Raw genomic sequence first — 26,772 nt, forward strand, 5'->3', positions numbered from 1 at the left:
AGTCTCCTACGAAGCCCACTTGTATTTCAGCTCTTTAAACGTAACGTCCCAGAGCATCTGACTGCCCTCAAGCGTTATCGTCAGCTCCTTCACTTTGTCGAGATGCACATAAAACTGATAAGGCTCCTTCTGTTCACCGTCTGCAGGGCGGCAAAAATCCGTATAGTTCTCCTCAAAGCCTTCAGCGGTAAAAACAACTCCCGCTTTGGCAGCGTCTGCTCCATCCGGTATGCCGCAATATCCTTCAATAATAGTCGTATGATTGTCGAATGAATATTGATAGGTTTCGGTTTGCTTCCCGTCGCTGCTATAGAAATTGAATTGTGGCGTTATGCGCTTGCCTCCAATTTCCATCGATTTCAAATGCTCCATTGGAAGATGGCCGTTCTCCTCTTGTTTCTCCGTCAAAGCCATTACCGGACTTTCAGCCTTAGTGAAGAACGCTTTGTCGATCAGCTGAGACAATCCTAATATCACAATGACGAGGAATATGCTGGACAAAATCGTAACAAGACCGTTTCTCCAAAAGTTTGCGGAACGAAAGCCGATCTTGTAAGCGGCAAAGCCTGCCGCTGCACCTATCGTATTCCGAAATGCGTCATTCATATCAAAGCTGCCGAGCAGCGTTATGGCTTGAAGTGTCTCCAGCACCAAGATGGACATGAAAAACAACGATATAAATACGGTAAAACGAATTCGGAACAATAAAGGAATGAAAATGCCAAAGGGCACAAAAGCGGCCAGGTTTCCGATGCCCACCAGGTCCATCAGCGTAAAGGAACGAAAAATAAATCCCGTCGGATACTTAAATACGACATCTGGTATGAAATAAAACGTGTAGCCCACTGTGTGCTTAGCCGCTCCCGGTCTATTGAAGCCCAGAAACATAAAATACAAAACAGCAATTGTGTACAAAATCGTGATGATGCAAATCAGCTTGCGATGCTTAGCTTCCATTAGATTCTCCTTCGTAGTCTTCTTCTTTATTTATGTAAGACGGTATCCGTGACTGTTTTATAACACCTGTTTGCAAATTTCTTAACCACGCAAAGCAATTGCATGATTCCTTTGTTGGTAGTCTGCATAAAGCAATAAAAAAATAGCAATTAACACCGTATTTCACGATGCTAACTACTACCTCCGTTGTTCTCTATCTAAGATTGCTGGATAATACTGCTCCAGGACGCAAGAACCTGCTGGCGCTCTCGATCAGATGCTATTAACGATTTCAGCTTCTTCAGCGTTTGAGGAGCATCCCATTCCAATCGTTTGTTGAAGTACTTGCTGGATAAACCATAGAAGAGATGGGGAAACATCAAATCTGCATAAACGATGCTGCATTCCTCTGCACTTAAAGGATGAACCTCACGGTAGGCCTTCAGCATTGTAACGGCTTTGTCCGCGCTCCACCCATGCTTTTTCATCACTTTATTGAAGATTTTACGTATATCCCTTGCAGGTAAATCGAAGGTCAGAGAATCCATATCAATGATGACTAGACCCTGCTTCGATTTGATCAAATTAGCTGCCGCAAAATCTTGATGGCAAAGGTTTCTTTGCACTCTTACTTTATTCACCCAATCTGTGTAATAACTGCTCTCAATCCATCGCAGCGCTTCTTTGCCTTGGTCGATAAAGTGATCGGCATGAAGAAGAAAAAGCTTATCGAATTCACCGCCGCTTCGGGCTAACGCTTTAAAAGCCTCCAATTGATCGAGATGCTTGATGTAGCTCTGCTGCCATCCGCCAAGATGCTCCCTCTCATTGGCCGACTTATGTTCGGAGTAAAATCCTCTGGAAGCTAAATGAAACTTGCCAAGCTCTTTCATAATAACGATGAGATCTGCCGCTCCGTAAGTTGGCGATGTACCTTGAACTGCATCAGACAATACGTAACAGCTCCCGCTGCTGTCTTCTGAATAATAAGCTCCAGTCGTTGTAGCGACCATTTCAGGAATAGGTGCTCCGTTTCGCTGCAGATGCTTAATCGCTTGAATAAGGAAAAGCAGCCTTTGCTTGGAGACGGGCGCTTTTTTTAATATTTTGCTGCCTTCGCTCGTCTCCAAGCTCCACGTCGCCTTTTTCCCTTTATCCGATATCAGCTTAATACTCTTCATTTGAAGCGGATACTGGGCCATCAATTCAGTTATTGTCCCCATAATTAGTTATCTGCCCCTTTGTTCAATTCGTTTAAGCTCAGGGTAGCTTTTTCTTTTTTTTCGCTGAAGACGTGTATGTGCGCTTTTGTATTTTGACACCGTAATGGCCGATAAGGGTGTTGGCTCACTATTGTAAGCTTCCATGTAGATTTTATCCAGCCGGTCTGCTACATGCTCGAATGTATAGAAATCATTGACCATTTGCCTGCCTCGGGAAGCCATTTCGCCGGCTTCTTCCTTGTTAGTCAGCATATAGTTAATTGCATCGGCAAAAGAGTCCGAAGACGTGTAATCCCGAACGATATAACCGTTCCACTTATGCCGGATTACCTCGGCATTGCCGCCGCGATCGGTTGTAATAACCGGAACTCCCGCTGCCATCGCTTCATAATGAACGCGAGCCAAAGGCTCCTGCCATTGTGAGCTGCATACAAACACATCACCCATTGAAAAATAATTCTGGATTTCATTCGCTGGAACAAACTTCGTAAATAGGACTTGGCTGCCATACGGCTTAGCCAGCTTCAATAACCATTTTCCATAGCTGTCGATGGTGTTGTCGCTGAACCATTTGCCCCCGACAATAACAAGGACGGCATCTGGATGTTCCTCCAGCACGTTGCTCATGGCCTGTATAAGCAAGTGAGGGCCTTTTTTGACACTAAGCCGCCCGACAAACAAAATAACTTTCTTGTCTTGAACGTCATATTGCGTACGCAATTGATTGCGTATATTCATGCCGCGAGAGGTCCAGATTGGAAAATAGCTGTTGGGGTCAAATCCGGAGTAAATCGCTTCCGTCTTATCCTCTGCGTCTGGCACACGTCTTGTTATAGTCGATTTAATATAATGACTGACGGTCGTTAGTTTGTGAACATACTGAACGCAAAGCTGTGCTTCAGTATCCGATATTTTTTTCTCATCGAACATTTCGTTATGCAAGCTGACGACAAAACGGCTTGATGGAGAAGCTTCCTTATATATTGCGACGTTTTTAGGACGATTAAAGACATGAACGACGTCATAAGCATGAGCCTTCAATGACCGTTTTACATCTTTCACATAGGTTTCCTTCGGAAATCTGATGTATTGAACATCATTTCGTATTTCCTCATCCGGCAATGCCTCATCTGTAACGGAGTAAATTGTTAAATTATGCTTGCGGGATAACATAGGTGATACTCCGTCCATCATGATTTGAATGGCTCCCCCTTTAATAGCGGGAGAAGGGAGTTTTTCCGTGCATATGAATGCCAGTCTCATGCGAGGATAGTCTCCTGTCATTTGTAATAGTGGCTTAAATATTCGACTTCTCTTGCTAATCCAGTCATTAGACTGATTTTGGGCTCGTAATTCAAAAGCTTATTGGCTTTGGATATATCGGCCCAAGTGTGCATAGGCTCTCCGTGCATCATGCCGCTTTGAATAATATTGGCCTGTTTCCCCGTCAATAGCTCCAAGGATTGAATAACATTTGTAACGGTTGCTCTCTCTTTGCCGCCAATATTAATCGTTTCTCCTATTACATTAGCGGCATTAACGATAGCTGCAGTTGCTTCCACGCAATCCTTAATATACGTAAAGTCCCGTGATTGCGAGCCGTCTCCAATTAAAGTGATGGGATCGTTATGCAGCAGCTGCCTGATAAAACGGTGAAACGCCATATCGGAGCGTTGGCGCGGTCCATACACCGTAAAGTAGCGTAAAATAACGATAGGAACCCTGTCGCTGTAGACACGGCACAAATGCTCACCTGTTAATTTACTGATGCCATAAGGCGCTAACGGTGCCAGCTTTCTGTCTTCAGACACTTGTCCTGTCGTCTCTCCATAAACAGATGAGGTGGATGCAAACACAAACTTTTGGAGTGCTAATGAACTGCAAGCTTCCAGCAGCCGTTGTGTGCCAAGTATATTCGTATCTACGTAACTGCGGAAATCGGCGCCCCAGCTGGAGCGAACACCAGGGATGCCGGCAAGGTGGTAAACAATGTCCGCATTTTCAAGCGTTTTATGCCAATCGATATCCAGTATATTTGCTGTAATCATTTGAAAATTAGGGTGGTTATAAAAACCTTCTATATTTTTGTTGCCGATAATTTGCAATTCTTCGCGGACAAACGCGTCGACTCCTATAACTTCATGGTCACCGCTCGCAAGCAAATGCTCGCAAAGATGTGATCCAATAAAACCTGCTGCTCCCGTTACGACGATCTTCATGGCCGGCCAACGCCGATATAATCAAATCCGTACATTTCTAACGCGCTTTTATCTAAGCAATTTCTTCCGTCAACAATAACGGGACGCTTCATCAACGCCTTTACCTTAGGCCAGTCTGCTTCAATAAAGGCTGACCAAGCAGTTGCGATGACTAATAAGTCCGCTTGCTCCACAGCTTCATAAGGATTGGAGCACCAGACAACAGAAGAAAGCTCAGATGATACGAGCGGGTCATACGCATACACTCCATACCCTTTCCGCACTAACTTTTTCATTAAAGCAATAGCTTGGGAATAACGTATATCATCCGTATTTTCTTTAAATGTCGCCCCCCATACCGCAATTCTCGGCTTATCTGAGCGTTTGCCCAAAGAATGAGTTATTTTATTCAGGTAAATGTCTACTTGTGAACGATTGATTTTCTTAACTGCCTGTACCAGATTCAATCTGATCCCCTTCGCTTGTGCAGCATCATTCAAGGCGTTCACATCCTTAGGAAAACAAGACCCGCCATAGCCCAAGCCTGCATGCAGAAACCTGGCTCCGATGCGCTGATCCATGCCTATACCTCTCGAAACCTCCATTATATCTGCGTGGTATGCGTCACAAATCCGGGCAATTTCATTGATAAAAGAAATCTTGGTTGCTAGAAATGCGTTGGAAGCATATTTGATTAGCTCAGCCTCCAAGCGATTCGTTATTAGAAATTGAGTCTGCAGCGTATGATAGAGCTCCTGTACGTTCATCGCAGCTTCGTTTTGCTTAGCACCAATAACGATCCGGTCGGGATGAACCGTATCCTCGATAGCTGTACCCTCCCTTAGAAACTCAGGATTAGAGACGATCTCGAATAAACCTTTGTCCACACCCAGCTGCTGCAATTCAGCTTCCATCCAGTCAGCTGTTCCAGGGGGAACCGTGCTTTTCATTATAATAATTTTCGGGGAATGAATCGTTTGTGATAGTGCGGCTATGACGCTCTTCACATACACCATATCGGCACTGCCGTCTCTCGCTGATGGGGTGCCTACCGCAATCATAATGAAGGGGCAATCCGCCATATGCCGTTCACTATCTGTATCGAAAAAGAGCTTTCCCTCATCCTGATTTTTCGTAATCATTTCCGTTAATCCCGGTTCGTAAATGGGAATGATTCCTTGCTGGAGCTTATTGATTTTTTGTTCATTCACATCCGTGCAATAAACGGTATGACCGATGTCCGCTAATACAGCCGCTGTAGTCAGACCGACATAACCCGCTCCGATTATACAAATATCCATGACTTGCTTCCCCTTTCGACTCTGCTACAACTACTATATTAAGATTCTATTAATAACGGTCACGGCTATATCTATTAGAGAATGATAGGACTATGAAATGGGTGGATGTATTTACCTATTTATAGTAGAGGACAAGCTTCAAATTCATTTTTGGCAATATACTATGACTAGATATTGGATTTTCTTTACAAAGAGGTGATTCTTTTGGTAGTTAAAGCTGTCATTCCTGCTGCCGGATATGGAACTCGCAACTTACCCATTACTAAATCCATTCCAAAAGAAATGTTCCCGATTCATGATCGGCCAGTGATAGACTACATTGTTTCAGAAGCTATACACGCAGGCATGAAAGAAATATTAATTATTCTATCCCGCAACAAGACAGAAATTATGAATTACTTTGACCGCTCAATCGAGCTGGAGTGGTACTTAGCCAACCATCAGAAAAGTAAACTGATTAAGGAGATCGAGCCTCCAAAAGTAAATATTCAATATATAAGACAGCCAGAGGCTCTAGGACTTGGCCATGCCATTCAAATGGGAAAATCATTCGCCGGCAATGATCCGTTTGTCGTAATGCTGCCGGATCAGCTATGTTTGCATCAGCCGCCCCCGCTAGTGAACATGATTAGGCTGTACAAGCAATATCACCGTCCGATTATCGGGCTGCATTCCGTTAAGCAAGAGCTTCTGCAAAATTATGGTGTGGTGTCAGGTAAACCCGTTCAAAACCAGGTGTACCAAATCGATTCCATTATCGAAAAGCCTAAATATAACCCGCCTTCTAATCTCGCTATCATGGGGAGATATATTTTAACATCCGATATTTTTGCTGCCCTTGATCAAATCGAAAAGGATGGGGCAGGTGAAATTCAACTAACAGATGCTTTGAATCTTCTATGTCAAAACAATTCCGCTTATGGTTATGTTTTTAAGGAGAAATGGTATGATACCAGCATTGAAAGGGAATACATGAAAGCGCAGCTTATTGCGTATAGGAAGAGTAAACAGCATGATTAATCGCAAAGGAAGCTGAATTTGACAATACAAACAGACGGAGCTCCTTCAATGATGCAGAAGGTGCTCCGTCTGTTTAAGTGCGGTTTATTTTATTCGACATCGTCATCCGAGTCTTTATCGAATTGTTCGGCTTGAGTCGAGCTGCCATACGAGCGTTGAGCGTGATAGGAATGATTAGGATCATACGGACGGTTATTTCCCGTACGGCTGCCTCCTGTGCGGTTGCCTCCGGTACGATTGCCCCCTGTACGGTTACCCTCCGTGCGGTTGCCTCCGGTACGGTTACCCTCCGTGCGGTTGCCTCCAGTACGGTTGCCCTCCGTGCGGCTGCCTCCGGTACGGTTGCCTTCCGTGCGGCTGCCTCCGGTACGGTTGCCTCCAGTACGGCTCCCTCTCTTACGGTTGCCTCCTGAACCGCAATATAATATAAATTGTGACATGATCAATCCCCTTCCTTGTAGATAGTTACAATATATGACTTCTATCTATCGTTCGTAACAAGGCGATTGATTGTTTTATAGTCTTCTTATTTTGATTATTCAATAGTGATCCCCGTAAGCTCTTCACTTAACTTCCATAGCTTTGCAGCCAAATTAATATCGGTTGCCCATGGACGAACGCCAAATGGACTGTCACTGTCGACTCCAACAGCAACGGCGATATTGCAATCCTCACAATAAACGCCGCCTTTCCCGTCCAATTCCGGACTAACCGCACACCATATGGTCGTTGCTGCGCCCTGTTCGATTGTTTTGAACTGATCAGAAACGCTCTGCTTTCTCAGTCTTTTAGTTATATTGATCAATTCAGTTATATGGAAGGCTCTCATAATGGCTGGGATGAGCCGAATCATTTTCTTTTTGAAGATCGAGGCATCGAATTTATGGTTTCTTGTCCCTATATTTGTCGTTGGGATCAGCCCCGGATGAACGGCGAAAGCCCGGATTCCATAACGCGCGCCTAGCTGATCCAGCCAGACGGTAAACAGCACATTGGCCGATTTGGATTGTGCATAAGCTCTCATCCCTTCATATTCCGTATGCTGGAAGTGCGGATCGTCAAATAAAACACCGCCTATACGTTGAGCCCTTGAGGAAACCGTAATTACACGTGCCCCTTGTGCTTGTTTTAAAGCGGGAAATAATCGGGCAGTCAGCTGGAAGTGCCCCAAATGATTCGTCGAAAATTGAGATTCATAGCCCCTTGCATCCCTTGTCAGTGGCGGATTCATAATTCCTCCGTTATTGATCAGAATATGAAGCGGAAGCTTTTTCTCCAGAAACCAATTGGCAAAGTCATCTATAGAATCCGGATCCATCAAATTCATTGGATGCATCTCGACGTTAGGTATTCCCTGAACGAATCGTCCGGCCTTTTCCACGCTTCGTACCGGCAGAAATACTTGAGCACCCGCATGCGCTAAAGCTCTGGTTGTTTCTAATCCAACTCCTGAATAGCCGCCTGTCACGATTACATTTTTCCCTTTCAGACTGATGCTGCTTACAACTTCCTGTGCGGTAGATTTTGCTCCATATGCGGAATGAATGGGCATTTGTCTGCTCATCTTCGTCATCTCCAAACTGTTGATTTTTCTTCCTTGTGCGTATTCTAAACCTTGAAGTAAACTCCAATGCAACCATAATAATTGAGATTTGACCGTTCATTCATTAGCCGATATGATTCAATAACGAGTCCCTTTAAATTGAATGTGCGGAAAGAGAGGGTTTACGTTGTCATTCACAATCAATGAAATAGCCAAAAAAATCAACATGTCGACCGATACAATCCGATATTACGACAAAGCCGGGCTCTTGCCTGGACTGGAACGGGATGAAAACGGCTATCGCTTGTTCAATGGAACGGATCTGTACAATTTGCAGATGATTCAGTGCTTCAAAGGAATCGGAATGAGCATTAAGGATATGAAAAAGGTGATGATTACACCATTGGAGGATACAACCTTCTCCATCGAACACCGGGAGCAGATTGTTAAGGAGCAGCGGGAAAAACTGCTGGAGCAGCAAGAACAGATCAGCCGGGCGCTGCAATTAGTGGAATTTAAGCTTGCGAGATATGCGGAAATAAAAAACAATCTTACAAAGTAAGGAACACAGAAGCTGTTATGTAAAAAAAGTGCAGGGAAGTCCATTGGACCTCGTCGGCACTTTTACTTGAACCTATTTTATTGCATATCAGAAAATAAGCAGGTTAGCTCCACAATTCGCTCAAGCGTTAAGCAACTGCTATTATGAATCAAAATGCAAATATGCATGTTGTCGGCTGTGTTTTTAACGATTTATTGCATCAAACTGCAAAGGTGCATTTTGATTGAGCTAAAAAGACGTACTAGGATGAAATGCAGTCATGTCAAATGCACTATTACATTTTGAACGCCAATTTGCTCCGTTTTTTTGCTTTTTAACCTGCACTTTTACATTTTGTCTTCCTCCACATGGGAAAGGCCAACCTGTCAGGCTGCTTAAACTCTGCTTGGTCTTCGAAGAACAAGCATTTCTTCTCTATCTCTCCGTCTTTCCAGCCATCTCTGGTAAAACCAGATTATAACGGCTAGCCACGTGCCGCTAGCCAAATAGCCGCCCACCACATCACTTGGATAATGAACGCCCAAATAGATCCGGCTGATTCCGATCCCCAGAATCATTACAGTGCCTGCAACGATAAGCAGTGTCCGGGCCAGTGCTGTGCGGGCATGCTTCCATAACAGAAAACATAACACGCCGTATAGGGCGAAAGCGGCCATGGAGTGTCCGCTCGGGAAGCTATACCCCGTCGCATCCGCAAGGCGATGGAGCGTTGGACGATCACGATGGAAAATGGCCTTCAGCAATACATTCAGCAAAGCAGAACCCGCTATAACTCCGATAAAAAACAGCAGCTCCCAGCGATGCTTAAATACAAAATAGAGCATGAGCATAATAAGAACAGTAAGAATGATATTTAAAGTACCCGCTCCGAGTAAGGAAAGTCCGTTCATAACCTTCGTCAGCCCGGGGCTCTCCCATTGCTGGACAAAAGCAATAACCCGGCTGTCAAACCATTCCATGTTGTTTTTGCCGATTAAAACAGCGATTAAGGTAAAACCGATAGCCCCGATCAGGCTAACAATAATGGATGCTGTAAAGACGAACTTCAACTTCATAAAACTCTCCTTCAATTCTGCATTCTCTCGCTAGAAATAATTCATTTACAAAACCTTATTAAAATAATATAACACATCGATTGCCTGTTTAAAAATGTCAGAGCATGACGGATAAAATTTACATTACGCAGTCCAAGCATCTTGAATTATAATGATGGAGACAATTGCCAATTAATGGAGGGGATTGAATGGATGAAGTTAAATCATATTTAGCTGCAGCTAGAGAGCGGTTGCTGCAAGAGATATCATCTCTCGATGAAGGCGTGTTTAATCGTACAATTGAACCGGACAAATGGAGTATTGCTCAGATTTGCCATCATTTATGGCTGACAGAGACGCTGTTCAGAAAAGCCATTATGTATGGGCTGAAACATAAGCTTCTCTCTCAAACCGAAAGAAAAAACGTAGGAATTGTGATCGATATGTCTGAGAAATATGAAGCGCCTAAAGTTTCACAGCCTGATCCCGGACCCTTCCAAGTTCCGCAGCTTGTTGAACAATTGAACGACTCCAGAATTAAATTAATTGCACTCCTTGATGAGATCGAAGATCCTTCTATTCTAAAAGAAATAGCCGTCAATCATCCCCGCTTCGGCGATTTGCCCTTAGATCAATGGATCGAATTGCTGTATTTGCATGAACAGCGGCACACCGAGCAAATCCTTTCACTCAAATAAACAAACGAATGACCCGCCGGATTGAACGCTCCATTACAGGAGTATCCATTCGAGCGGGTCATTCTACTATTAAAAACTATTTTTTAGAGCGTTTCTTGGACGATGCTTTTGGCTTGCCGCCTCTGCGGCTCGACACCATCACATTTTTTTCGCTATGCGTGTAATAGTGTTTGTATACCGGACAACAGTGATGCTGCTTGATTGTTTCGATGTTTTGCACGACATTCACTAGCTGCGGATGGTAATAATCCTCATACTGAACGATTGGAGGATCGTAAATCGTCTGCGTTGGACAGTCCGGACAAAAACCAGCCTCATTCATTTCATTGCCCACATTATAGTAACCGTTACGTTTCAAAATAACAATCTCCTTCCGTTTTTTGAATACAACATATCCTATTCACAGAAGAAGCATGCGGCCTGTACTCTTGACATGGAAGGCGATAGCCTTCAATAGAATCGCGGCAGTACGGCCGGGATAAATATCCCCTTCCTAGCAATCTGAATCATGAAATAGGTTAGAAAACAAAACTGGATTTTGATATGATACCAGTATGAAACTTAATCCTGTTGTCCATAAGATCATCATTATTTTGCTCTTTATCGGAGTTTTACTTGGTTTGCGCGTAGTATGGCAAAACCAATTTTCACAAACAGAGTCCATTCCTGTGGTCAATGGTGTAATGGATTTGCGTGACCGCAATTTAGAGGAGTCCCATTTATTCAGAACTAAGGGTAAATGGAACTTCTACCCTTCTCAATTGATTTCTTACAATGATCTGTTATCGATGCCTGACGCTGCAATTCCGCTTCAAGTTCCCGGAGACTGGAGGCATGCATTAGGAACGGACAGCAGCTCTTCATATGGTTATGGAACGTACCGGTTACAAATACTAGTCGACCCGCTTCAGCAGCCGATTTCCTTATGGTTTAACAAAATTCAATCTGCTTCAGCTGTCGAAATCAATGGAACTCCAATGCCTGCGAACGGCAGAGTATCGCAAAATGCTGAAGCGTATACACCAAAGACTACTTCGTATACCGCGTCTTACTTTGCTAAAGATACGACTGTAATAGAAGTTCTTATTCAAGCAGCAAACTATGATCAACCGCATAAGGGCGGCATTGCCGGCCCTATTTTTGTCGGCTCCCAGAATGCAGTTGACCAGAGCTACTTTTATAACATCAGCACTCAAATGATTGCCATCATTATTTTACTGCTGCATGGGCTTTATGCCTGCATTCTTTACTTATTCAACACCAAAGAGCGTGCTTTGTTTTTGGTTGGGCTGATGACGATCTCGGTAGCTGTAATTCTGATGGTGAGGAATGATAGCCTGCTGCTTACGCTGCTGCCGATAAACTATACTTGGTCTTTTAAAATCCGTTTGATTGCTTTCTTGTGGCAAAACTTATTTATTTTGCTCGTTTTCCGCAAATTCACTACAACCGCTAAATCTAACTATGGGTTACGCTTGTATGGAGGATGTCTTGCCCTTTATACCGCCTTTATTGTGATGTCCCCTGCTTCTCTAATCAGTGACTTCAATCATCTGGGCATCGTTCAAGCGTTTCAGTATATCCCTTTCATCTGGCTGATTTACAGCTTGGGACGGCTATTGTTTAAGAAACAGGAGGATAAAGATATTGTGTTTCTGCTCCTGTCCGGGGCGGCTATTATCTCGAATCTGCTATGGAGCTTCTGGAATTATAGCGGACAATTTATGCTCGTCTACTATCCGCTGGATATTATCGCTGCCATCGTCGGCTTCTCGGCATACTGGTTCAAAAAATATTTTCGCAACGTCAAAGAAATTATGGATTTAACTACAAAATTGAAAAAAACGGACAAGCTTAAGGATCAGTTCCTTGCCAATACGTCTCACGAGCTGCGGACGCCGCTGCACGGGATCCTGAATATTGCACAAAATGTGGTGACCAAAGAAGCAGGCAGACTGTACGAGAGCAGCCGCAAGGATATGGAACTGCTTATTACGATCAGCCACCGGATGTCCCGTATGCTTGGCGATTTGCTGGATGTCGCCCGTCTTCAGGAGCATCGGATTACGCTGCAGCAGGAGCCTATCGCTATTCAATCGGTTGTGCCTGGCGTTATCAGCATGCTTAATTATATGACCGAGGGCAAGCCATTACGGTTGACCATGGCTATTCCTGAAGCTCTGCCGACTGTCCTTGCCGATGAGAAAAGACTGGTGCAAATTTTATATAACCTCGTACATAACGCGCTTAAATACACGGAAAAAGGAGTGATTGCCCTTGCGGCTGAGGAACGGGACGGCAAGGTCTTTATCCATGTGACAGATACCGGAATTGGCATGACAGAAGAAACGATAGAGCGGGTTTTCCTCCCTTACGAACAAGGCCCGGACGGCCAGCAAGACGGACGCGGCATCGGGCTTGGCCTCAGCATTTGCAAGCAATTGGTCGAACTTCATGGAGGCAGCTTGTCCATTCAATCGGAGCCCGGCAAAGGGTCTGTGTTCAGCTTTAATTTACCGCTTGCCGAAGCAGCAGATAGGCTGACAACACTTATAGAGCCATCCCGGTTGGTTGCGGCAGCAGATGAACAAATGAGCCGAATGAAAGAGTGGACTTTAATCAAGCAGGATACGAGCCGGTCTGTTATTTATGAGGAGATGCCTCCTCTGCTGACGGACAGCAAGGTAAACATTCTGGTCGTCGATGACGATCCGGTTAATCTGAACGTCCTCAAAGGAATTTTGTCCCATGAATCCTATTCCATTACGACTGTGAATTCGGCCTTAGAGGCGCTTAATTGGCTGGATAAAAAGAAATGGGATCTGCTAATTGCTGACGTGATGATGCCCCATATGTCGGGATATGAATTAACGCAAACGGTGCGGGAGAGCTATTCCTTATCCGAGCTCCCGATATTGCTGTTAACTGCACGCAGTCAGCCGGAGGATATGTACACCGGATTTATATCAGGGGCCAATGATTATGTTACAAAGCCGGTAGATGCGATGGAGCTCAAATACCGTATTCGCGCCTTAACGGCGATGAAGCAATCGATGAATGAGCGTTTGCGTTTAGAAGCGGCTTATTTGCAGGCACAGATTCAGCCGCATTTTCTGTTCAACACCTTGAATTCCATAACGGCACTCATCCATCAGGATTCGAGGAAGCTTGAGGATCTGATCTATGCGTTTTCTTCCTTCTTGAGGATCAGCTTCGACTTTCTCAATACAGGAAAGCTGGTCGAGCTGTCCCATGAATTAGAGCTGGTAGAAGCTTACTTGCATATTGAACAAACACGCTTCGAAGAGCGGTTGTCCGTCATCTTGGAGGTAGAGCCGGACATGAACATTCTTATACCGCCCCTATCCATTCAGCCGATTGTAGAAAATGCGGTTAAGCATGGACTGCTCACTCGCCAAGTAGGCGGCACAATCCAAATCCGGGTTGCTCTTCAGAGTGATTCGGTCCTCATTGAAGTGACGGACAATGGTCAAGGCATGAACCCGTCTACCCTTTCTTCTCTATTGGAGCCTGCAATGAAGGGAAAAGGCGGTATCGGATTAGCCAACACGCACCGCCGGTTAATTCAATTGTATGGAAAGGGCCTTTCCATTGACAGTGCACCTGGGAAAGGCACGACCGTGTCCTTCCTGATTCCGATGGCAGCAGATGCTTAGCACTAGCGTGGATATGATGAAAAGAGCGTGATTTCCGTATGAGGAAATCACGCTCTTTTATAACTAATGCTATAGCTTTTTCGCAAAGCAATGACGCGGCAGGCCTCCGTACATGGGTCTAGTGAATTGCAGTTCAAGCTTGGCGGCCTTTAAATTGCGGATACTCGCTTCGTTATCCGGATGAACCGTTGAATAAAGATATAAACCGCCTAAAGCTCTGGCACGATCTTCACGCAGCTGATTGAAATAACGCTGCAAGCCCCGGCCGCGAACAGACTCATGTACAATCGTTGAGTCAAGGGTCCACACTCGCGGCAGCTCATCTTCCGGTACGCCGAATTCTCTTCCTAAATTACTCTCTGCCCTTCCCGGGCATACCAGTACCGTGTACGCCAACAGTTTTTCTTGCTCATAGGCTCCGTAGATTTCTCCGCGCTGGCGGATTACATCACCGAAATACGATGCTTCATCTGCAGCGAATAAGACAGCATCCGGCAGCCTCGATAGAACGTCCTGCATCAGCTCGTACATTTGCGGGATCTCAGTATGACCAAGCTGACGAATGGCCAATCCTTGATGCCAGTGTTCCATATCTAAATTCGGCCCTATTCTATGCATGGTGCGGGGATAAAGCCTTTCCCATACAATAGCTGCTGGAACAATCGACATACGGGCCAAAACGTTCAACTTCCACAAACCCGAATTTTTTGTATAGCGCAATAGATTCAGGCTGCATCAGTCCCGTCTCCAGAAGTATCGATTGATATCCGGCTTGCCTGATCTCTTGTTCCAATAACGATAAAACACGTGATGCAAATCCTTTGTTTCGATAGGAGGGATCAACAAAAATCCGTTTCAGCTCGCAGCCTTGTTCATCAAGCGGACGATACGCCCCGCAGCCGACAGCAGTATGACCCCAATACGCAACGACGAAGACGATGCGCTCGGCTTCAGCATTTTCCAGTTCTACGCCATGCACTTCATCCGATGGGTAGAGAGCATATAAGTAGTCATCCAGCTTGGCTATCAGCCCCCGTAAATCCTCATTACCGGCATCTACAATTTTCAAAGTTAGTTGTTCCATTCTGTTCACTCCTTATGCGATGTATGCTTCTGAGGCAGCCTTAATAGTGCCTTTTACCGCCTTTTTTAACAAATTCCCAATCGCCCTCTATATTCGTTCGAACCTTATGAAGCAGCTTGAGCAAAGCTTCCTTATCTTTATCGGAAAGTCCGGCCAGCGCCACCTGATCGGAATGATCCGCCTCTCTTTTTAAAAATAAATACGCTTCTTTCCCCTTCTCTGACGGATACAGCTTTTTGTTTTTTTTATTTTCTTCATTCATTTTTTTCTCGATGAAGCCCTGCATCTCAAGCTTGCTAATTGCACGGGCAGCGGTCGTACGATCAACTTTGATCATCTCCGCAAGCTTTTCTTGAATAATCCCCGGTTCCTCACAGATCCGAACCAGATATAAATATTGCCCCTTCGTCAGATCCAGTTCTTTAAATTCAATATTGCTGATGGAATCGAATGCTCTGGCAATCATCCCGATTTCACGAAGAATTTCTCTCATAAAATGACCTCCGATTTTTGTTGCATTTACAATATAATATATTCACTAGGAAATAGCAATCACTGCAAAAAAAGAACCGCTGCAGCACTCGCGATTCTTGTTTATCAATAAATCAGCTATAAATGTATAAATACATATATAACCTAATTTAATAATGTATTCCTCTACTGAATTTCCTCAAGCAGCTGTTTCTCAAACCTTCATAGCAGTAAAAAATCATCCCTTTCTTCAGCAGAGAGCTTGCTCTCTTCTAGCACTTTTTGGAAGTTAAAACCGCTCAAACCCGCTTAAACACTGCATGATCATTGTCGTCAGCAAGTCGAAATCCGGCCTAACAATTATTTATCTTGACAGATGCAGATATTTAACTAGAATAAAATTTACTAAACCAATGGTTTTAGTGGAGATTGAACTTGAATCGTCTGTAGATGTTTCGCTGGCCCTCTTTTCTGCACAGTTTAGAAAACATCTCGTTATGTACAAAGGAGGAGACCGATTCATTCAGAGATTTCACAATAGTTGAGTTTCACCGGCAAGAAAGTGCAAGACATGAGCACCGCCTGCAGTAAGCTATTCTTTCACAATCGAATTTAAGGAGAAAACGAGATGAACAAAAAAACTCAAATCATCACCATCAGCGCACTGGCTGTAGCTATTAACGTTATTGCCGGTACGATTGTGGGCAGCTTAAAAATTCCATTCCTATTCCTCGATACAGTAGGAACGTTTTTCACCGCCGCACTATTCGGCCCGGTATGGGGAATTCTAGTCGGCGTCGTTACTAACCTCGTTCTAGGGGTAACATCGGGCTACACCGCCATTCCATTTGGCCTAGTTAATGCCGTTGTTGGTCTTGTTGTTGGTCTATTGGCTAGAAAAAAAGGATATCGCCTATCGACAGCACTAACTTCCGGCGCAATTCTTGCCGTCCTTTGCCCGTCGATCGGCACAATCATTGCCATCGGACTGTTCGGCGGATTAACAGGCGGAGCGCATGACGTTGCTATCCTGTGGCTTAAACAAGCCGGCAGCAGCCTCTTCACTTCCGCATTCCTGCCCCGTCTGGCTGAAAACCTAGTCGATAAAATTTTATCCGCTATCCTGGTGTTCTTTGTTATTAAAAACCTGCCGCAATCACTGATTAAAAAGTCGAATAAAAAGAAGGCGCCGTCCATTGAAGCGCAGTAAACAGCTTCTTGTCGTTTCGCACTGCGTCATTAATCAGAACGCAGTCGTAGAAGGCGAGGCTCGTAGCCCAGGCATCATGAAAGCGGCAGTTGACTGGTCCTACAAGCAAGGGTACGGCGTGTTCCAATTGCCATGCCCCGAGTTTACTTTTCTTGGTCCTGAGCGTCCTCCAATGACGGTAGAGCAATATGATACGCCGGAATTTCATGCCCATAATCGTAAAATATTACTTCCGTATATGGAGCAGCTTAAAGTGTATCAGGATCACGGGTATGAAATCATCGGAGGCCTGGGCATTCAAGACAGCCCTTCATGCGACCCGGGTAAGGGCATATTCATGAAGGATGTTGTTCAGCTTGCAGCTGAGCTTGGCGTAAACATCGATTTCTTCTGGCAAATTCCGAATACGAAGACCGGCAAATTCGATCCTAATCATCCGAAGAGCGTATTTGGTCCGGTGTCACGCGCAACCGGGAAAGATAACGAGGCGGTGAAGTAGTCATGCTTGATATTCGAAACGCCTCCTTCTCTTACACGGACGAGGACGATGAGGATACACAGCACACTTCTCGCGTGCTTCACCAAGTAACGGCTAGCATTGCGGCAAATGAATTTGTCGCTTTGCTTGGACGCAACGGGTCCGGCAAATCGTCCTTCACTCGCTTGCTTAACGGAATTGAGCTGCCGTCTGAAGGTTCGGTTCAGGTGGAGGGGAAATTCACACATGATCCCCGGAGTATTCCGCTCATCCGACGTGCTGTGCAGATCGTATTCCAGAATCCTGAGAATCAGCAGGTAGGGATGACGGTTGGCGAGGACATCGCTTTTGGCCTGTCGAACATCGGTTATCCGCAGCAGCAAATGCAGGAGAGGATAGCTTGGGCTATCGATCTTGTAGGGCTTGATGCGGATGAAGATCGTCCTGTAACCCGTCTCTCCGGCGGGGAAAAGCAAAAGCTGGCTTTGGCCTCTGTACTGGCCCTGTCGCCGAAATATTTAATTCTGGACGAAGCCACGTCCATGCTGGATCCTTTAGCCAGAAAGCAATTTGTTGCGTCGCTGCACGAAGCGCGTAAACGGCATCCTTTCGCTCTCATCTATATTACCCATCATCTCGAAGAGGTTCTTGAGGCAGATCGCTGGGTTCTGTTCCGCGAGGGTCATATTCATCTGGATGGGCCTCCGGCACAATTTCTAAATGATGAGGCTCTCTTGGCGGAGTGCGGGCTGGAATTGCCATATTATCATGCCCTTGCGCTTGCGCTGCAAGCCAAAGGAATTTCTGTCCCCGCCTCTTTCGGGATCGAAGAATTGAGGGAATTGCTATGCAAATTCAATTAAGCGATGTCTCCTTCATTTATGAGAAGAAGAAAAGGAAAAAAGCTTCTACTTCAGCACCAACCGTTCTGAATCAATTGAATCTTACGATTGACAGCGGCGAGATGCTGGCGATTGCCGGAAAATCCGGCTCCGGAAAGTCCACTTTCCTTCAGCTGCTCAAAGGCTTTCTCGCTCCGACAACAGGCAGCGTATTGCTGGACGGTGTTGATCCCAACACCTCCAAGCGTCCGGAGCTATTCGATCAGGTCGGCTTTATTTTTCAGTATCCGGAGCATCAGTTATTTTCAACGACCGTATTTGATGATATTGCATTCGGACTGCAAAGTGCCAAGCTGCCAGCAGAAATCGTTGCACAAAAGGTTCGGAAAGCGATGGAATCGGTCGAACTGGACTATGAGGCGTTCAAGGACCGCAGTCCGTTTGAACTAAGCGGCGGGGAGAAAAGACGGGTTGCTATCGCTGGAGTTGTTGTGCTCGAGCCAAAGCTGCTCATTCTGGATGAACCGACGGCTGGCCTGGATCTTCCATCCCGAACCGCTTTGTTCGAGCTTCTTCATCAATTGAACGAGAAGCAGGGACTGACAATTATTTGGGTAAGCCATCAGCTTGACGAAATCGTCAATCACGCTTCCAGACTATTGGCTCTAAAGAACGGCATCTTCATTGCAGACGGGGCGCCTGAAAACACGCTTTCTGATCCTGCATTGCTCGAAGCCTTCGGCTGGGAGGAGCCGTCTTCATTAGTTGTGTCTCGTCTGCTCCAGCAGCTCGGCATTTCCTCCGGCAATAGGAAGCTGTCGCCGGAGCAAGCCGCCGATGTGATCTCAATTGCACTCAACCAGCAACAAATTATAACTAAATGAGGAACGATTATGGCGAATAACAGCTTTCTTTTGTTTCAAAAGCAAAACACGTGGCTGGAACAATGGGATCCGCGAATGAAGATTACGGTAAGTCTGATATTTGCTGCAAGCCTGCTGCTTAATCATAGCTTGATTCTAAAGACCGCTCAGCTTGTGCTGTTGATCGCTCTTTGGTGGGTAGCCAAGCTGTCCTGGCGGGCACTCGTATTCACCTTTCTGAGCTTAACGATCTTCTTTATTTCAACGATGATCTATCGTTCTATGCTGATGACGAATCCCGGAGATACGTTGATCCGCCTTGGAGCCTTTACCTACTCCGAGCAAGGAGCTATCAGCGGAATTCTAATGTGCGAGCAAATTGCCGGCATCGTTCTGCTCTTATCCTTAGTCGTTCGCACCACCTCTCCCATTATTTTGGCGGAAGGACTGGAGATGATTCTGCAGCCGTTCAAGAAGCTGCGACTCCCTGTTCATGAAATGGTGATGATGTTCACGATTGCCCTGCGCTTTCTGCCGATTCTCATTGAAGAAGTCGATAAAATCCGCAAGGCTCAAATGGCGCGGGGCGGCGGCTTTCACCGCAAAGGAATTTTATCGCGCTTCCGCGGCGTATTCCCGATGCTCATGCCGCTGTTTGTACTATCCATCTTGCGGGCTAAGGAGCTTGCTGTAGCCATGGAATCCCGCTGCTACCAAGGCGATGAAGGGCGTACGCCAATAAGGCTGTACCGGATGCATCGCAGAGACTATTCTGTATTAGCTTTCTCTGCTATCAATTTATTGCTTGTTTTTATGGTTTAATTTCAAAAAAAAAAGAGAGATCAGCTCCAGCTGGTCTCTCTTTTTGCGCTTAACATACAGCTTCAATCGACGCCTTTGCTTTCACCCTCAGTGCGGAACGAATCGCCGCTTGCTTGGCCTTTCCCTTCTGTAATTCCGCATTGCCCTTCAGAAAATAAGGATCGCAAGCCAGTTCCAGCAATGCGGCAGACGCTGCTTTGATAGAGAGCTGTTCATCCTGCACCAGGTAAAATGAAATCTGATAGCAAAAGATTTCATGCTGTCTCAACAGCTCTGCTTTTTCCCGAATATCCATGTACACAACCCTCGCTGATGTGCTATTAAGCTTGCAGCTTCACAGGTTGAGTCTTCATCAGCGCAGTTATGATGTCCTGTGCGCCCTTCGCTTGCTCCTGCTTGAAGGTAACCCGGTAGCCTGCGCCTTTATCCACCCAGAAGTAACTGATCCAGCCCGCTTCGCCGGACTTGCTTAGCTTGCCGTCAGATTGGTAGGGGGAGGTTCGCAGCACCTCTTTGCCGTTAATAGTGACCAGCGCCGCAGGCACTTTAATCTGACCGCCATCGATCCGGAAAAAATGCACCTGTTTATTGGCTTTAAAGGTTTTAAATTGACCGTCGTCCTTAATCTGATACAGCCAGAACAATTGCGGATTTTTCTTATCTGGCTCCGCCTTCTCATACTGGCTGGCTAGAACTCGTGTCAATGCTTCCTTATCATTTCTTGGTGAACTAACATTGATTTTGCTGGTCACAAAAGCGCTCTTTAAGGCAAACCCGGATACCTTTAAAGGAAATTTAGGTGTGAAGCCTATCGCAGCTGCAGCCAGCTTCAAATCCTCGGCGTCAATGACGTCGACGGTTAGCGCATTTTTATTGATATAGGTCTTCTTCATGCTGTCATCGGGAAGCTTCATGGAGGAAATTAATAAGGCAGCAACGTCATTCGCATCCTGTTCTGACAAATCCCCGTTCAGGTCCAGCCTATAGCTGGCGCCGCTGCGCTCCCATAGGAAGTAATTTTGTTTGGATTTAAACGTATCGAAATCGGTCGTGACCTCAATCCGGCGGACGTTTCGTTCTCCGATGACGATATCTTTTTCTTCCAGGGCAGCCTTTTTATTTTTAAGCAAATTTTGCTTCAGACTGTCCACTATTGCATCCTGTCCCTTTGTATACTTCAAATTAACAGCTTGAATACGGATTTGCCCGAATGTATTAGTGCTGGCAGGCTTACTGCCGTCCACATCAAAAGAAAGTGATACCTCATCGATTCGTTCATATCCGCTGCTTGTCACCGTACCCGATAAGCTGGCCTGGCCGAACAGATAGCCGGAAGGCAGCTTCGAAGGCGCCTCAAAGGCAAAGTCTGCCCGTTGCACCGCCCGCTCCAGTGAATTATAAAATCGGACGCCACTTGATTTTATTATTTCTTGATTCGCTTTTACGGGTTCGCTCAAGCTTGCCGCAACCGCTGTATCGGGTTGACCTAGAGCACCTGTATGAAGCGAGCCTGCTAGTACAATAACAGCGACAGCAAGCCGGCATACGCTTTTGTCAAACGATTTCCTCATCTCCTGTATTCCTCCCTATAGCTTCACAGCGGAAGCTTTGATTAACGCGGCTGCCAAGGCGAGCGGATCATCAACCTGACCCTCTTTAAATGCAAGCCGGTACGTGACCCCTCTATCAATCCAGAAGCAGCTGATCCACGCCGGGGCTGTACTATTGCCTAGACTGCCGTCCGACTGGTACGGTGACGTGCGGAGCAGCTCTTTACCGTCAATGCTGATGAGCTGCGCAGGCACTTGAACCTGGCCGCCATCCAGACGAAAAAACTGTGCCTTCTTATTAGCCTTAAAGTCTGCATATTGTCCATCATCCTTGATCTGGTACAGCCAGAACGATTGCGGGTTTTGGTTAACAGCAGAGACCGGACTTTCATATTCGCTAGCCAATACACGGGTCAATGCTTCTTGTTCATTTCTTGGAGAGCTGAAATTTATTTTGCTGGTAACAAAAGCGCTTTTTAATGTAAAGGCTGACACTGTCAGGGGGAGCTTAGGCATGAAACCAATTGCAGACTGGGCCAGTTTCAGATCTTCAACGTCCACAACATCTACCGTTAACGCGTCCTTATTGATATACGTGCTTTTCATGTTGTCATCGGGAAGCTTCATAGAGGAAATTAATAAGGAGGCAAGCTCATTTGTATGCTGTTCTGATGAAAATCCGGCCAAATCCAGTCTATAGCTGACCCCATTGTGCTCCCATAAGAAATAATAATCATGGGATTTAGAGGTGTCAAAATCGATTGTGACCATCATTTGGTGTACCTTTCGTTCCCCAACAATGATGTCCTTTTCGGCCAGACTCGTTTTTTTATTCTGCAGACTTTGTTTCAGACTGTCCACGAGCTCAAGGTGACTTTTTGTAAATTTCAAGTTCGTTGCTTGAACGCGAATCGGTCCGTAATGACTCCATCCGCTATTCAGCTTGCTGCCGTCTGTATAAAAGGATAATGAGACTTGATCAATACGTTCGTATCCATCAGGAGTGACGGTACCGGAAAGCCCGGCCTCACGGAACAGATAACCGGACGGCAGCGCCGAAGGCGCCTCAAAGGCAAAATCCGATCTGCTCACTGTCCGGTCCAGTGAATTATATATTCTAAATCCTTTGGACGTAATAAAGTCTTCTTTAGCTTTCAAAGCTTCGTCTATGCCTGCAGGCGGCAAGGTACTTGCAGATGCGTTCGTTAAGGTCATTGCGCTAAGCGCCGTAATAAATAGAACAGCAGCAATCGTAAATTTATAAGAACCTTTCTTAAACGACTTGATCATCATAATTCTTCTTACCATTTCATGCTGCCCGCGCGAGTTATAAAAGTACAGCAGCCCCCGGCTTTCTCCGGCAACCGCATACCGTTTGAGAAAGCTGAGCATGGTCATCCCATAAGCTACCGCTTCCTCCTCGCCCACCTTTTCAAGCACATAGGCATCACAAGCTAATTCTCTGTCTGCTTTCATACGTCGCATAACCAGCCAAATTAACGGATTGAACCAATGAATCGCGGCCGCAAGGCTGCCAAGAAGGTTCCACAGCATATCTTTTCGCTTGTAATGCGCCAATTCGTGGGCCAATATGTGATACAGCTGTTCAGAGTCCAGATCTTGGATTAGCTTCTGAGGAATAAATATCCACGGCCGCAGCAGACCCGACAGATAGGGGCTTGAAGCGGATTCTCCGGTATATAGCGGTATTTCTTTTGTAATTTTAAAGCTTCGCAAAGCTTTGTTCCGCACAGCAATCACATTAGAATCAGCAACTCGGGTTAACTGGCTTCTCAAGCTCGCCATCCGCCGCACAAAAATCAGCAAATTAGCCAGCAATACCAGCATGCCCGCAAGCCATACGAAGGCTGCTATTTTCAATACTGGAGAAGCAGCCATGGGGCCGGCTGTCCCATTGTCTTGCCCTTTTGTTTGCTGACTCCCCTCGGTTGATGCGGGCGCAGCTGCTTGCTCTTCAATACCCTGCTGGGCTACAAGTCCGGATGGCTGACTTGAAGCTGCTCCCGCGAGAGTGTCCGACTGTCCCCCTAAGTGCCATACTTGCTCGGGCAAGGTACGGCCATAATCGATGATTTGAAAAATGCTCACTGTACTTTCCGGGAATACCGGCAGCAGCAGACGAATAATGACAAGCAGCCACAGCAGATGCCGTATACGGGGACTAAGCATCTTTCGAAACAGCTGCTGGATAGCCAGAATTATAAGAATGACAACACTGGCGGCAAGAGTTCCCTCTAGAAGCAATGCAAATCCCCCGTAAAATACTCTCATTCTTGTTCACCGGAAGACTTATCTTGTTTACTAAGCTTCTTCTCCGTTAAGATCCGCTGCAGCTCTTCGATTTCGGCTTCTGAGAATTCGGCCTCCTCCAAAAAATTCGTGACCATCAGACCCGCTGCCCCTCCGAAAACACGCTTAATAAAGGACTGGCTCTCCGTCTTTACGCAATCCTTCTCGGAGACCAGCGGATAGTAATGATAGCTCCGGCCTTCCTTGTTGAAATCAATCGCTTGTTTCTTAAGCAGCCTCGTGATGAATGTACGTACGGTCTGTTCGCTCCACTCGATACCTTTAGGCAGTCTGGCGGCAATATGCTCCGCCGTTATGGGATGGCCGATCCAAATAATTTTCATGATCTCCCATTCCGATTCCGATATTCTGGGTACACTGCTCATGCCTTTGGGATCCCTCCTTAGTTTTAAATCTACAAATGTAATTCAAGTCCTTATATTGATATTACATTTGTAGATTTAGAAAGTCAACTGCCTATTTTACAAACAATTTCCTCCGCTTCCACTCTGCTAATATCTTTCATGGAAACTCCGCAAATCTATAAAGCTATTAGTCTATACCATTTCACTGACAGATTCATAGAATAACGTATACTAATTGAAAGGGTTGATTCATGAATGAAGAAATTGACAGTCAATAACTATGCAGCCATCGTTAAAAACGCTCCTGCTAAAGTTGCAGCTAAAGGCAAAGTCAAAATCTCGGGTTATGGCGGCAGTGTTGGAGGGTACAGCGGCTGCAACAACAATAGCAACTACAATCGCAATAACCGGAACGAAGAGTCCAACGATCCGTTCTTTGGACCTTCTCTTAGACAACGTCTGAGAGGCTGGGCTAAAGCCAGCACAATCGTAACTGTCGTTCTTGACAAATTCGTCATTCGCGGTCGTATTATCAGCGTTGACGGCGACGGCTTTGAAATGACAATTGTCGAAAACCACAGATCTGGCGGCAGATCCGGCGGCGACCGCAACCACCTCTTCCAACCAGGCTCCATCGTATTCATCAGCTTCAAACAAGTTAACGCTGTTGCAGCTGGCCCTGGCTGCTAATCATTAGCCAATTCAATGTTCTACGAAAAAAAACGCCTTGATGGCGTTTTTTTTCGTTTATTTAAGAGATTCATATAAAACGGCCGATTACTGCTGCACCTTTGGTTGTCTAACCCTTTTTACAGCAATATTGCCCGAGATCAGCAGCCCCGCCACTACAAAGGCAGTCGCTATCCAATCATATGCGGTAACCGTTTCGTTCAAAATAGCAGCGGAGAGCATGAAACCAAAGATCGGGGTCATAAACAGCCAGTTGTTCGCTTTGACTGCATCTTGCTTGAGCAAGTAGAACCAGAGCAGCATCGTAGCGATTGATATAATAAAAACAAGCCAGAAAAGCGACCCTGCCAAATAATAATTAAAGTGTAGAACATACTTGTCACGCTCGAAGAAGTAGGTCACTGGCAAAGAAAGCACGCCGCCGATTACGAGCTGCCATGTATTAATGACAAGGCCGGGAAGTGCTAAATTGGCTTTTTTAAAATATACACTTCCCAGCGCCATCGCTGTCATGCCTGCAGCCAGAATGATAATCCCCGCCAGCTGAAAATGACTGTCGGCAAGAGCGGGCCAAGTAGCAATGAACAAGCCGCCGGCCGCCACAATCATGCCAATCCATTCTTTTCCGGTTATTTTGCGTTTTAGCCAGACCGAAGAAAGCAAGGCAACCAGAAAAGGATTTACCGTAACGAAGAGATTGAACATGCCGGCAGACACTTTATCCAAAGCCAGGCTTGTTGCGCCTAAATAGAGCGTTGTATTGAGCGTTCCCAAAATAATGAGCGGCCGCCATTCCTTTCTGCTTGGCCAACGATAAGACCGCTTCACACAATAAACATAAATAAACAGCAATCCGCCCGCTATCAGAAAGCGAATATTAGCTAACAGCAGCGGTGTAGTCGCATGCAGCCCCAGCTTAATTGCAATGGCCGCAGATGACCATAATAGAGTAAAGAGCAAACCTAATGCTACGTTCTTCATTGCACAAATCCCCTTAGCGATCCAAATATGATGAACTCACAGCCGATATATCTGGAAAGGCTGCATATTCATTGTAATGATTGGATGCCAAGGGGATTTGACTTGTTATCAGATTGTTTTAGCCTATTGTCTGATGTTGGCGCTAGCCTCTATACTTCTGACGGTATTGGCTGGGCGTCAATTGCTCATGCTTGGTGAATAGTCTGGTCAGAGAAGACTGATGCTCCAGCCCTACCTGCATGGCAATATGGAGCACAGGCATATCACTGTTCAACAGCAGCTTCTTCGCTTCGTTTACTCGCACTTCCTGAATATAAGCGGATGGCGTTTTACCCGTTTCATTCATAAACCAGCTCGAATAATACGTACGGTTGTAATTCTCAAGTTCAGCAAGCATCTGGACGGAGATCGGCTGGTCATAATGTTCATGAATGTATTGAATTGATCTTGGCTGGATTCGCTTCTCCTGCTGCAGGCAGCGTGAAATATAAGGAAACAGATCTCTAAGGGCCGAACGGGAGTATTGCTGCTGCTCCAGCTCATGCAGAAGCAAATGCCGGATGCTTTTCCACTGATTATTTAAGGCATGCGCTTCACAGCCTGAGCTGTATCCCCGCATATCATTTGCGGATACCATGCCGCCTGGAATATCAAGAACCAAAAACTCATTTCTGGAAGTCGCATAGAAGCCATGCTCGTAGTTAGGCGAAACATATAGCAAAGTCTGTTCGTTCACCCGATGATGGCTGGCTCCTGCTGCTATCGTCAGCTCTCCGCGCAACGGCATAATTAAATGAGCATGGTGATGGGAATGCGTCACCTGCGTCGCCGAATATGTACGCTTCTCTGCTACGATGTCGTTGAACGTGTCCACTCTCTGTCGCCCTCTCTTCGTTTTGTTAAATCTATCATAC

28 protein-coding genes are annotated in these 26,772 nt (G+C 45.7%); 10 read left to right on the forward strand and 18 right to left on the reverse strand.

Features of this window, described 5'->3' with window-relative positions; genetic code table 11:
* Positions 1 to 6 precede the first annotated feature (6 nt).
* The 5 genes from ACFVVF_RS05730 to ACFVVF_RS05750 all read right to left on the reverse strand — a co-directional run bounded on the left by ACFVVF_RS05730 (position 7) and on the right by ACFVVF_RS05750 (position 5,658).
* Complete coding sequence (locus ACFVVF_RS05730; protein ID WP_387806240.1) at positions 7 to 957, reverse strand: VanZ family protein; 951 nt, start codon at positions 955 to 957, stop codon at positions 7 to 9.
* Positions 958 to 1,154: 197 nt separating this feature from the next.
* On the reverse strand, positions 1,155 to 2,159 hold the full coding sequence (locus ACFVVF_RS05735; RefSeq protein WP_387806242.1) for a CotS family spore coat protein: 1,005 nt from the start codon (positions 2,157 to 2,159) through the stop codon (positions 1,155 to 1,157).
* Between the two features lie 6 nt (positions 2,160 to 2,165).
* Positions 2,166 to 3,422, reverse strand: a complete 1,257-nt coding sequence (locus tag ACFVVF_RS05740; protein ID WP_387806244.1) for a glycosyltransferase family 4 protein — start codon at positions 3,420 to 3,422, stop codon at positions 2,166 to 2,168.
* Between the two features lie 17 nt (positions 3,423 to 3,439).
* Positions 3,440 to 4,378: an NAD-dependent epimerase/dehydratase family protein gene (locus tag ACFVVF_RS05745; RefSeq protein WP_387806246.1), complete on the reverse strand. Its 939-nt coding sequence runs from the start codon at positions 4,376 to 4,378 to the stop codon at positions 3,440 to 3,442.
* Positions 4,375 to 5,658 carry a UDP-glucose dehydrogenase family protein gene (locus ACFVVF_RS05750; RefSeq protein ID WP_387806248.1) on the reverse strand — a complete coding sequence of 428 codons (1,284 nt, stop codon included), beginning with the start codon at positions 5,656 to 5,658 and terminating at the stop codon, positions 4,375 to 4,377. Before ACFVVF_RS05750 ends, ACFVVF_RS05745 begins: the two co-directional genes overlap by 4 nt.
* 204 nt (positions 5,659 to 5,862) lie before the next feature.
* Here ACFVVF_RS05750 and ACFVVF_RS05755 point away from each other — a divergent pair, with 204 nt between their 5' ends.
* Positions 5,863 to 6,678: a UTP--glucose-1-phosphate uridylyltransferase gene (locus ACFVVF_RS05755; RefSeq protein ID WP_387806250.1), complete on the forward strand. Its 816-nt coding sequence runs from the start codon at positions 5,863 to 5,865 to the stop codon at positions 6,676 to 6,678.
* An 89-nt stretch (positions 6,679 to 6,767) separates the two neighbouring features.
* Here ACFVVF_RS05755 and ACFVVF_RS05760 read toward each other — a convergent pair whose 3' ends face one another.
* Positions 6,768 to 7,118 (reverse strand): hypothetical protein, encoded by a 351-nt coding sequence (locus tag ACFVVF_RS05760; RefSeq protein ID WP_387806252.1) that lies wholly within the window; start codon positions 7,116 to 7,118, stop codon positions 6,768 to 6,770.
* A 95-nt stretch (positions 7,119 to 7,213) separates the two neighbouring features.
* Positions 7,214 to 8,242, reverse strand: coding sequence for an SDR family NAD(P)-dependent oxidoreductase (locus ACFVVF_RS05765; protein ID WP_387806254.1), 1,029 nt, complete (start codon positions 8,240 to 8,242; stop codon positions 7,214 to 7,216).
* Between the two features lie 166 nt (positions 8,243 to 8,408).
* On the opposite strand from ACFVVF_RS05765, the gene ACFVVF_RS05770 reads away from it, so the two are divergent.
* The gene (locus ACFVVF_RS05770) at positions 8,409 to 8,783 is read left to right on the forward strand and encodes a MerR family transcriptional regulator (RefSeq protein WP_387806256.1); all 375 of its coding nucleotides are present in this window, start codon (positions 8,409 to 8,411) and stop codon (positions 8,781 to 8,783) included.
* 374 nt (positions 8,784 to 9,157) lie between these two features.
* Here ACFVVF_RS05770 and ACFVVF_RS05775 read toward each other — a convergent pair whose 3' ends face one another.
* Positions 9,158 to 9,838: a phosphatase PAP2 family protein gene (locus ACFVVF_RS05775; protein ID WP_387806258.1), complete on the reverse strand. Its 681-nt coding sequence runs from the start codon at positions 9,836 to 9,838 to the stop codon at positions 9,158 to 9,160.
* A 188-nt stretch (positions 9,839 to 10,026) separates the two neighbouring features.
* Between ACFVVF_RS05775 and ACFVVF_RS05780 the strand changes: the two genes are divergently transcribed.
* Positions 10,027 to 10,515: a DinB family protein gene (locus ACFVVF_RS05780; RefSeq protein WP_387806260.1), complete on the forward strand. Its 489-nt coding sequence runs from the start codon at positions 10,027 to 10,029 to the stop codon at positions 10,513 to 10,515.
* 76 nt (positions 10,516 to 10,591) lie between these two features.
* Here ACFVVF_RS05780 and ACFVVF_RS05785 read toward each other — a convergent pair whose 3' ends face one another.
* Positions 10,592 to 10,873, reverse strand: a complete 282-nt coding sequence (locus ACFVVF_RS05785) for a hypothetical protein (RefSeq protein ID WP_387806262.1) — start codon at positions 10,871 to 10,873, stop codon at positions 10,592 to 10,594.
* A 196-nt stretch (positions 10,874 to 11,069) separates the two neighbouring features.
* Between ACFVVF_RS05785 and ACFVVF_RS05790 the strand changes: the two genes are divergently transcribed.
* Positions 11,070 to 14,192 (forward strand): hybrid sensor histidine kinase/response regulator, encoded by a 3,123-nt coding sequence (locus tag ACFVVF_RS05790; protein ID WP_387806264.1) that lies wholly within the window; start codon positions 11,070 to 11,072, stop codon positions 14,190 to 14,192.
* A 69-nt stretch (positions 14,193 to 14,261) separates the two neighbouring features.
* Here the strand turns inward: ACFVVF_RS05790 and ACFVVF_RS05795 are convergent, their stop codons facing one another.
* The 3 genes from ACFVVF_RS05795 to ACFVVF_RS05805 are packed head-to-tail and all read right to left on the reverse strand — an operon-like array spanning position 14,262 to position 15,769.
* Positions 14,262 to 14,810: a GNAT family N-acetyltransferase gene (locus tag ACFVVF_RS05795; protein WP_387806266.1), complete on the reverse strand. Its 549-nt coding sequence runs from the start codon at positions 14,808 to 14,810 to the stop codon at positions 14,262 to 14,264.
* Positions 14,803 to 15,276, reverse strand: coding sequence for a GNAT family N-acetyltransferase (locus tag ACFVVF_RS05800; protein ID WP_387806267.1), 474 nt, complete (start codon positions 15,274 to 15,276; stop codon positions 14,803 to 14,805). The genes ACFVVF_RS05795 and ACFVVF_RS05800 overlap by 8 nt, the downstream gene beginning before the upstream one ends.
* 40 nt (positions 15,277 to 15,316) lie before the next feature.
* On the reverse strand, positions 15,317 to 15,769 hold the full coding sequence (locus ACFVVF_RS05805) for a MarR family winged helix-turn-helix transcriptional regulator (protein WP_387806269.1): 453 nt from the start codon (positions 15,767 to 15,769) through the stop codon (positions 15,317 to 15,319).
* Positions 15,770 to 16,375: 606 nt separating this feature from the next.
* Between ACFVVF_RS05805 and ACFVVF_RS05810 the strand changes: the two genes are divergently transcribed.
* Genes ACFVVF_RS05810 through ACFVVF_RS05830 form a run of 5 tightly spaced genes read left to right on the forward strand, consistent with a single transcriptional unit; the run spans position 16,376 to position 19,962 of the window.
* Complete coding sequence (locus tag ACFVVF_RS05810) at positions 16,376 to 16,957, forward strand: CD3073 family putative ECF transporter S component (RefSeq protein WP_387806270.1); 582 nt, start codon at positions 16,376 to 16,378, stop codon at positions 16,955 to 16,957.
* On the forward strand, positions 16,944 to 17,456 hold the full coding sequence (locus ACFVVF_RS05815; RefSeq protein WP_387806272.1) for a CD3072 family TudS-related putative desulfidase: 513 nt from the start codon (positions 16,944 to 16,946) through the stop codon (positions 17,454 to 17,456). Before ACFVVF_RS05810 ends, ACFVVF_RS05815 begins: the two co-directional genes overlap by 14 nt.
* Positions 17,457 to 17,458: 2 nt before the next feature.
* Entirely contained in the window at positions 17,459 to 18,298 is an 840-nt protein-coding gene (locus tag ACFVVF_RS05820; protein ID WP_387806274.1) for an ATP-binding cassette domain-containing protein, read from the forward strand.
* Positions 18,283 to 19,161: an ATP-binding cassette domain-containing protein gene (locus ACFVVF_RS05825; protein WP_387806275.1), complete on the forward strand. Its 879-nt coding sequence runs from the start codon at positions 18,283 to 18,285 to the stop codon at positions 19,159 to 19,161. Before ACFVVF_RS05820 ends, ACFVVF_RS05825 begins: the two co-directional genes overlap by 16 nt.
* Positions 19,162 to 19,170: 9 nt before the next feature.
* Positions 19,171 to 19,962 (forward strand): energy-coupling factor transporter transmembrane component T family protein, encoded by a 792-nt coding sequence (locus ACFVVF_RS05830; protein ID WP_387806277.1) that lies wholly within the window; start codon positions 19,171 to 19,173, stop codon positions 19,960 to 19,962.
* A gap of 49 nt (positions 19,963 to 20,011) precedes the next feature.
* On the opposite strand, the gene ACFVVF_RS05835 is transcribed toward ACFVVF_RS05830, so the two are convergent.
* Genes ACFVVF_RS05835 through ACFVVF_RS05850 form a run of 4 tightly spaced genes read right to left on the reverse strand, consistent with a single transcriptional unit; the run spans position 20,012 to position 24,208 of the window.
* Positions 20,012 to 20,257, reverse strand: coding sequence for a hypothetical protein (locus ACFVVF_RS05835; RefSeq protein ID WP_387806279.1), 246 nt, complete (start codon positions 20,255 to 20,257; stop codon positions 20,012 to 20,014).
* Positions 20,258 to 20,282: 25 nt separating this feature from the next.
* Positions 20,283 to 21,533 (reverse strand): hypothetical protein, encoded by a 1,251-nt coding sequence (locus tag ACFVVF_RS05840; protein ID WP_387806281.1) that lies wholly within the window; start codon positions 21,531 to 21,533, stop codon positions 20,283 to 20,285.
* A 15-nt stretch (positions 21,534 to 21,548) separates the two neighbouring features.
* Positions 21,549 to 23,804: a M56 family metallopeptidase gene (locus tag ACFVVF_RS05845; protein WP_387806282.1), complete on the reverse strand. Its 2,256-nt coding sequence runs from the start codon at positions 23,802 to 23,804 to the stop codon at positions 21,549 to 21,551.
* Positions 23,801 to 24,208, reverse strand: coding sequence for a BlaI/MecI/CopY family transcriptional regulator (locus ACFVVF_RS05850; protein ID WP_387806284.1), 408 nt, complete (start codon positions 24,206 to 24,208; stop codon positions 23,801 to 23,803). Before ACFVVF_RS05850 ends, ACFVVF_RS05845 begins: the two co-directional genes overlap by 4 nt.
* A gap of 234 nt (positions 24,209 to 24,442) precedes the next feature.
* Between ACFVVF_RS05850 and ACFVVF_RS05855 the strand changes: the two genes are divergently transcribed.
* A complete protein-coding gene (locus ACFVVF_RS05855) occupies positions 24,443 to 24,877 on the forward strand; it encodes a hypothetical protein (protein ID WP_387806286.1) in 435 nt (144 codons plus the stop codon).
* Between the two features lie 87 nt (positions 24,878 to 24,964).
* Here the strand turns inward: ACFVVF_RS05855 and ACFVVF_RS05860 are convergent, their stop codons facing one another.
* Together ACFVVF_RS05860 and ACFVVF_RS05865 are read right to left on the reverse strand one after the other, a co-directional pair.
* Positions 24,965 to 25,858, reverse strand: coding sequence for a DMT family transporter (locus tag ACFVVF_RS05860; RefSeq protein WP_387806288.1), 894 nt, complete (start codon positions 25,856 to 25,858; stop codon positions 24,965 to 24,967).
* A 142-nt stretch (positions 25,859 to 26,000) separates the two neighbouring features.
* A complete protein-coding gene (locus ACFVVF_RS05865) occupies positions 26,001 to 26,732 on the reverse strand; it encodes a helix-turn-helix transcriptional regulator (protein WP_387806289.1) in 732 nt (243 codons plus the stop codon).
* Positions 26,733 to 26,772: the final 40 nt, after the last annotated feature.

It is taken from the genome of Paenibacillus sp. NPDC058174 (assembly GCF_042883865.1).
In the GTDB taxonomy this organism is placed as follows: domain Bacteria; phylum Bacillota; class Bacilli; order Paenibacillales; family Paenibacillaceae; genus Pristimantibacillus.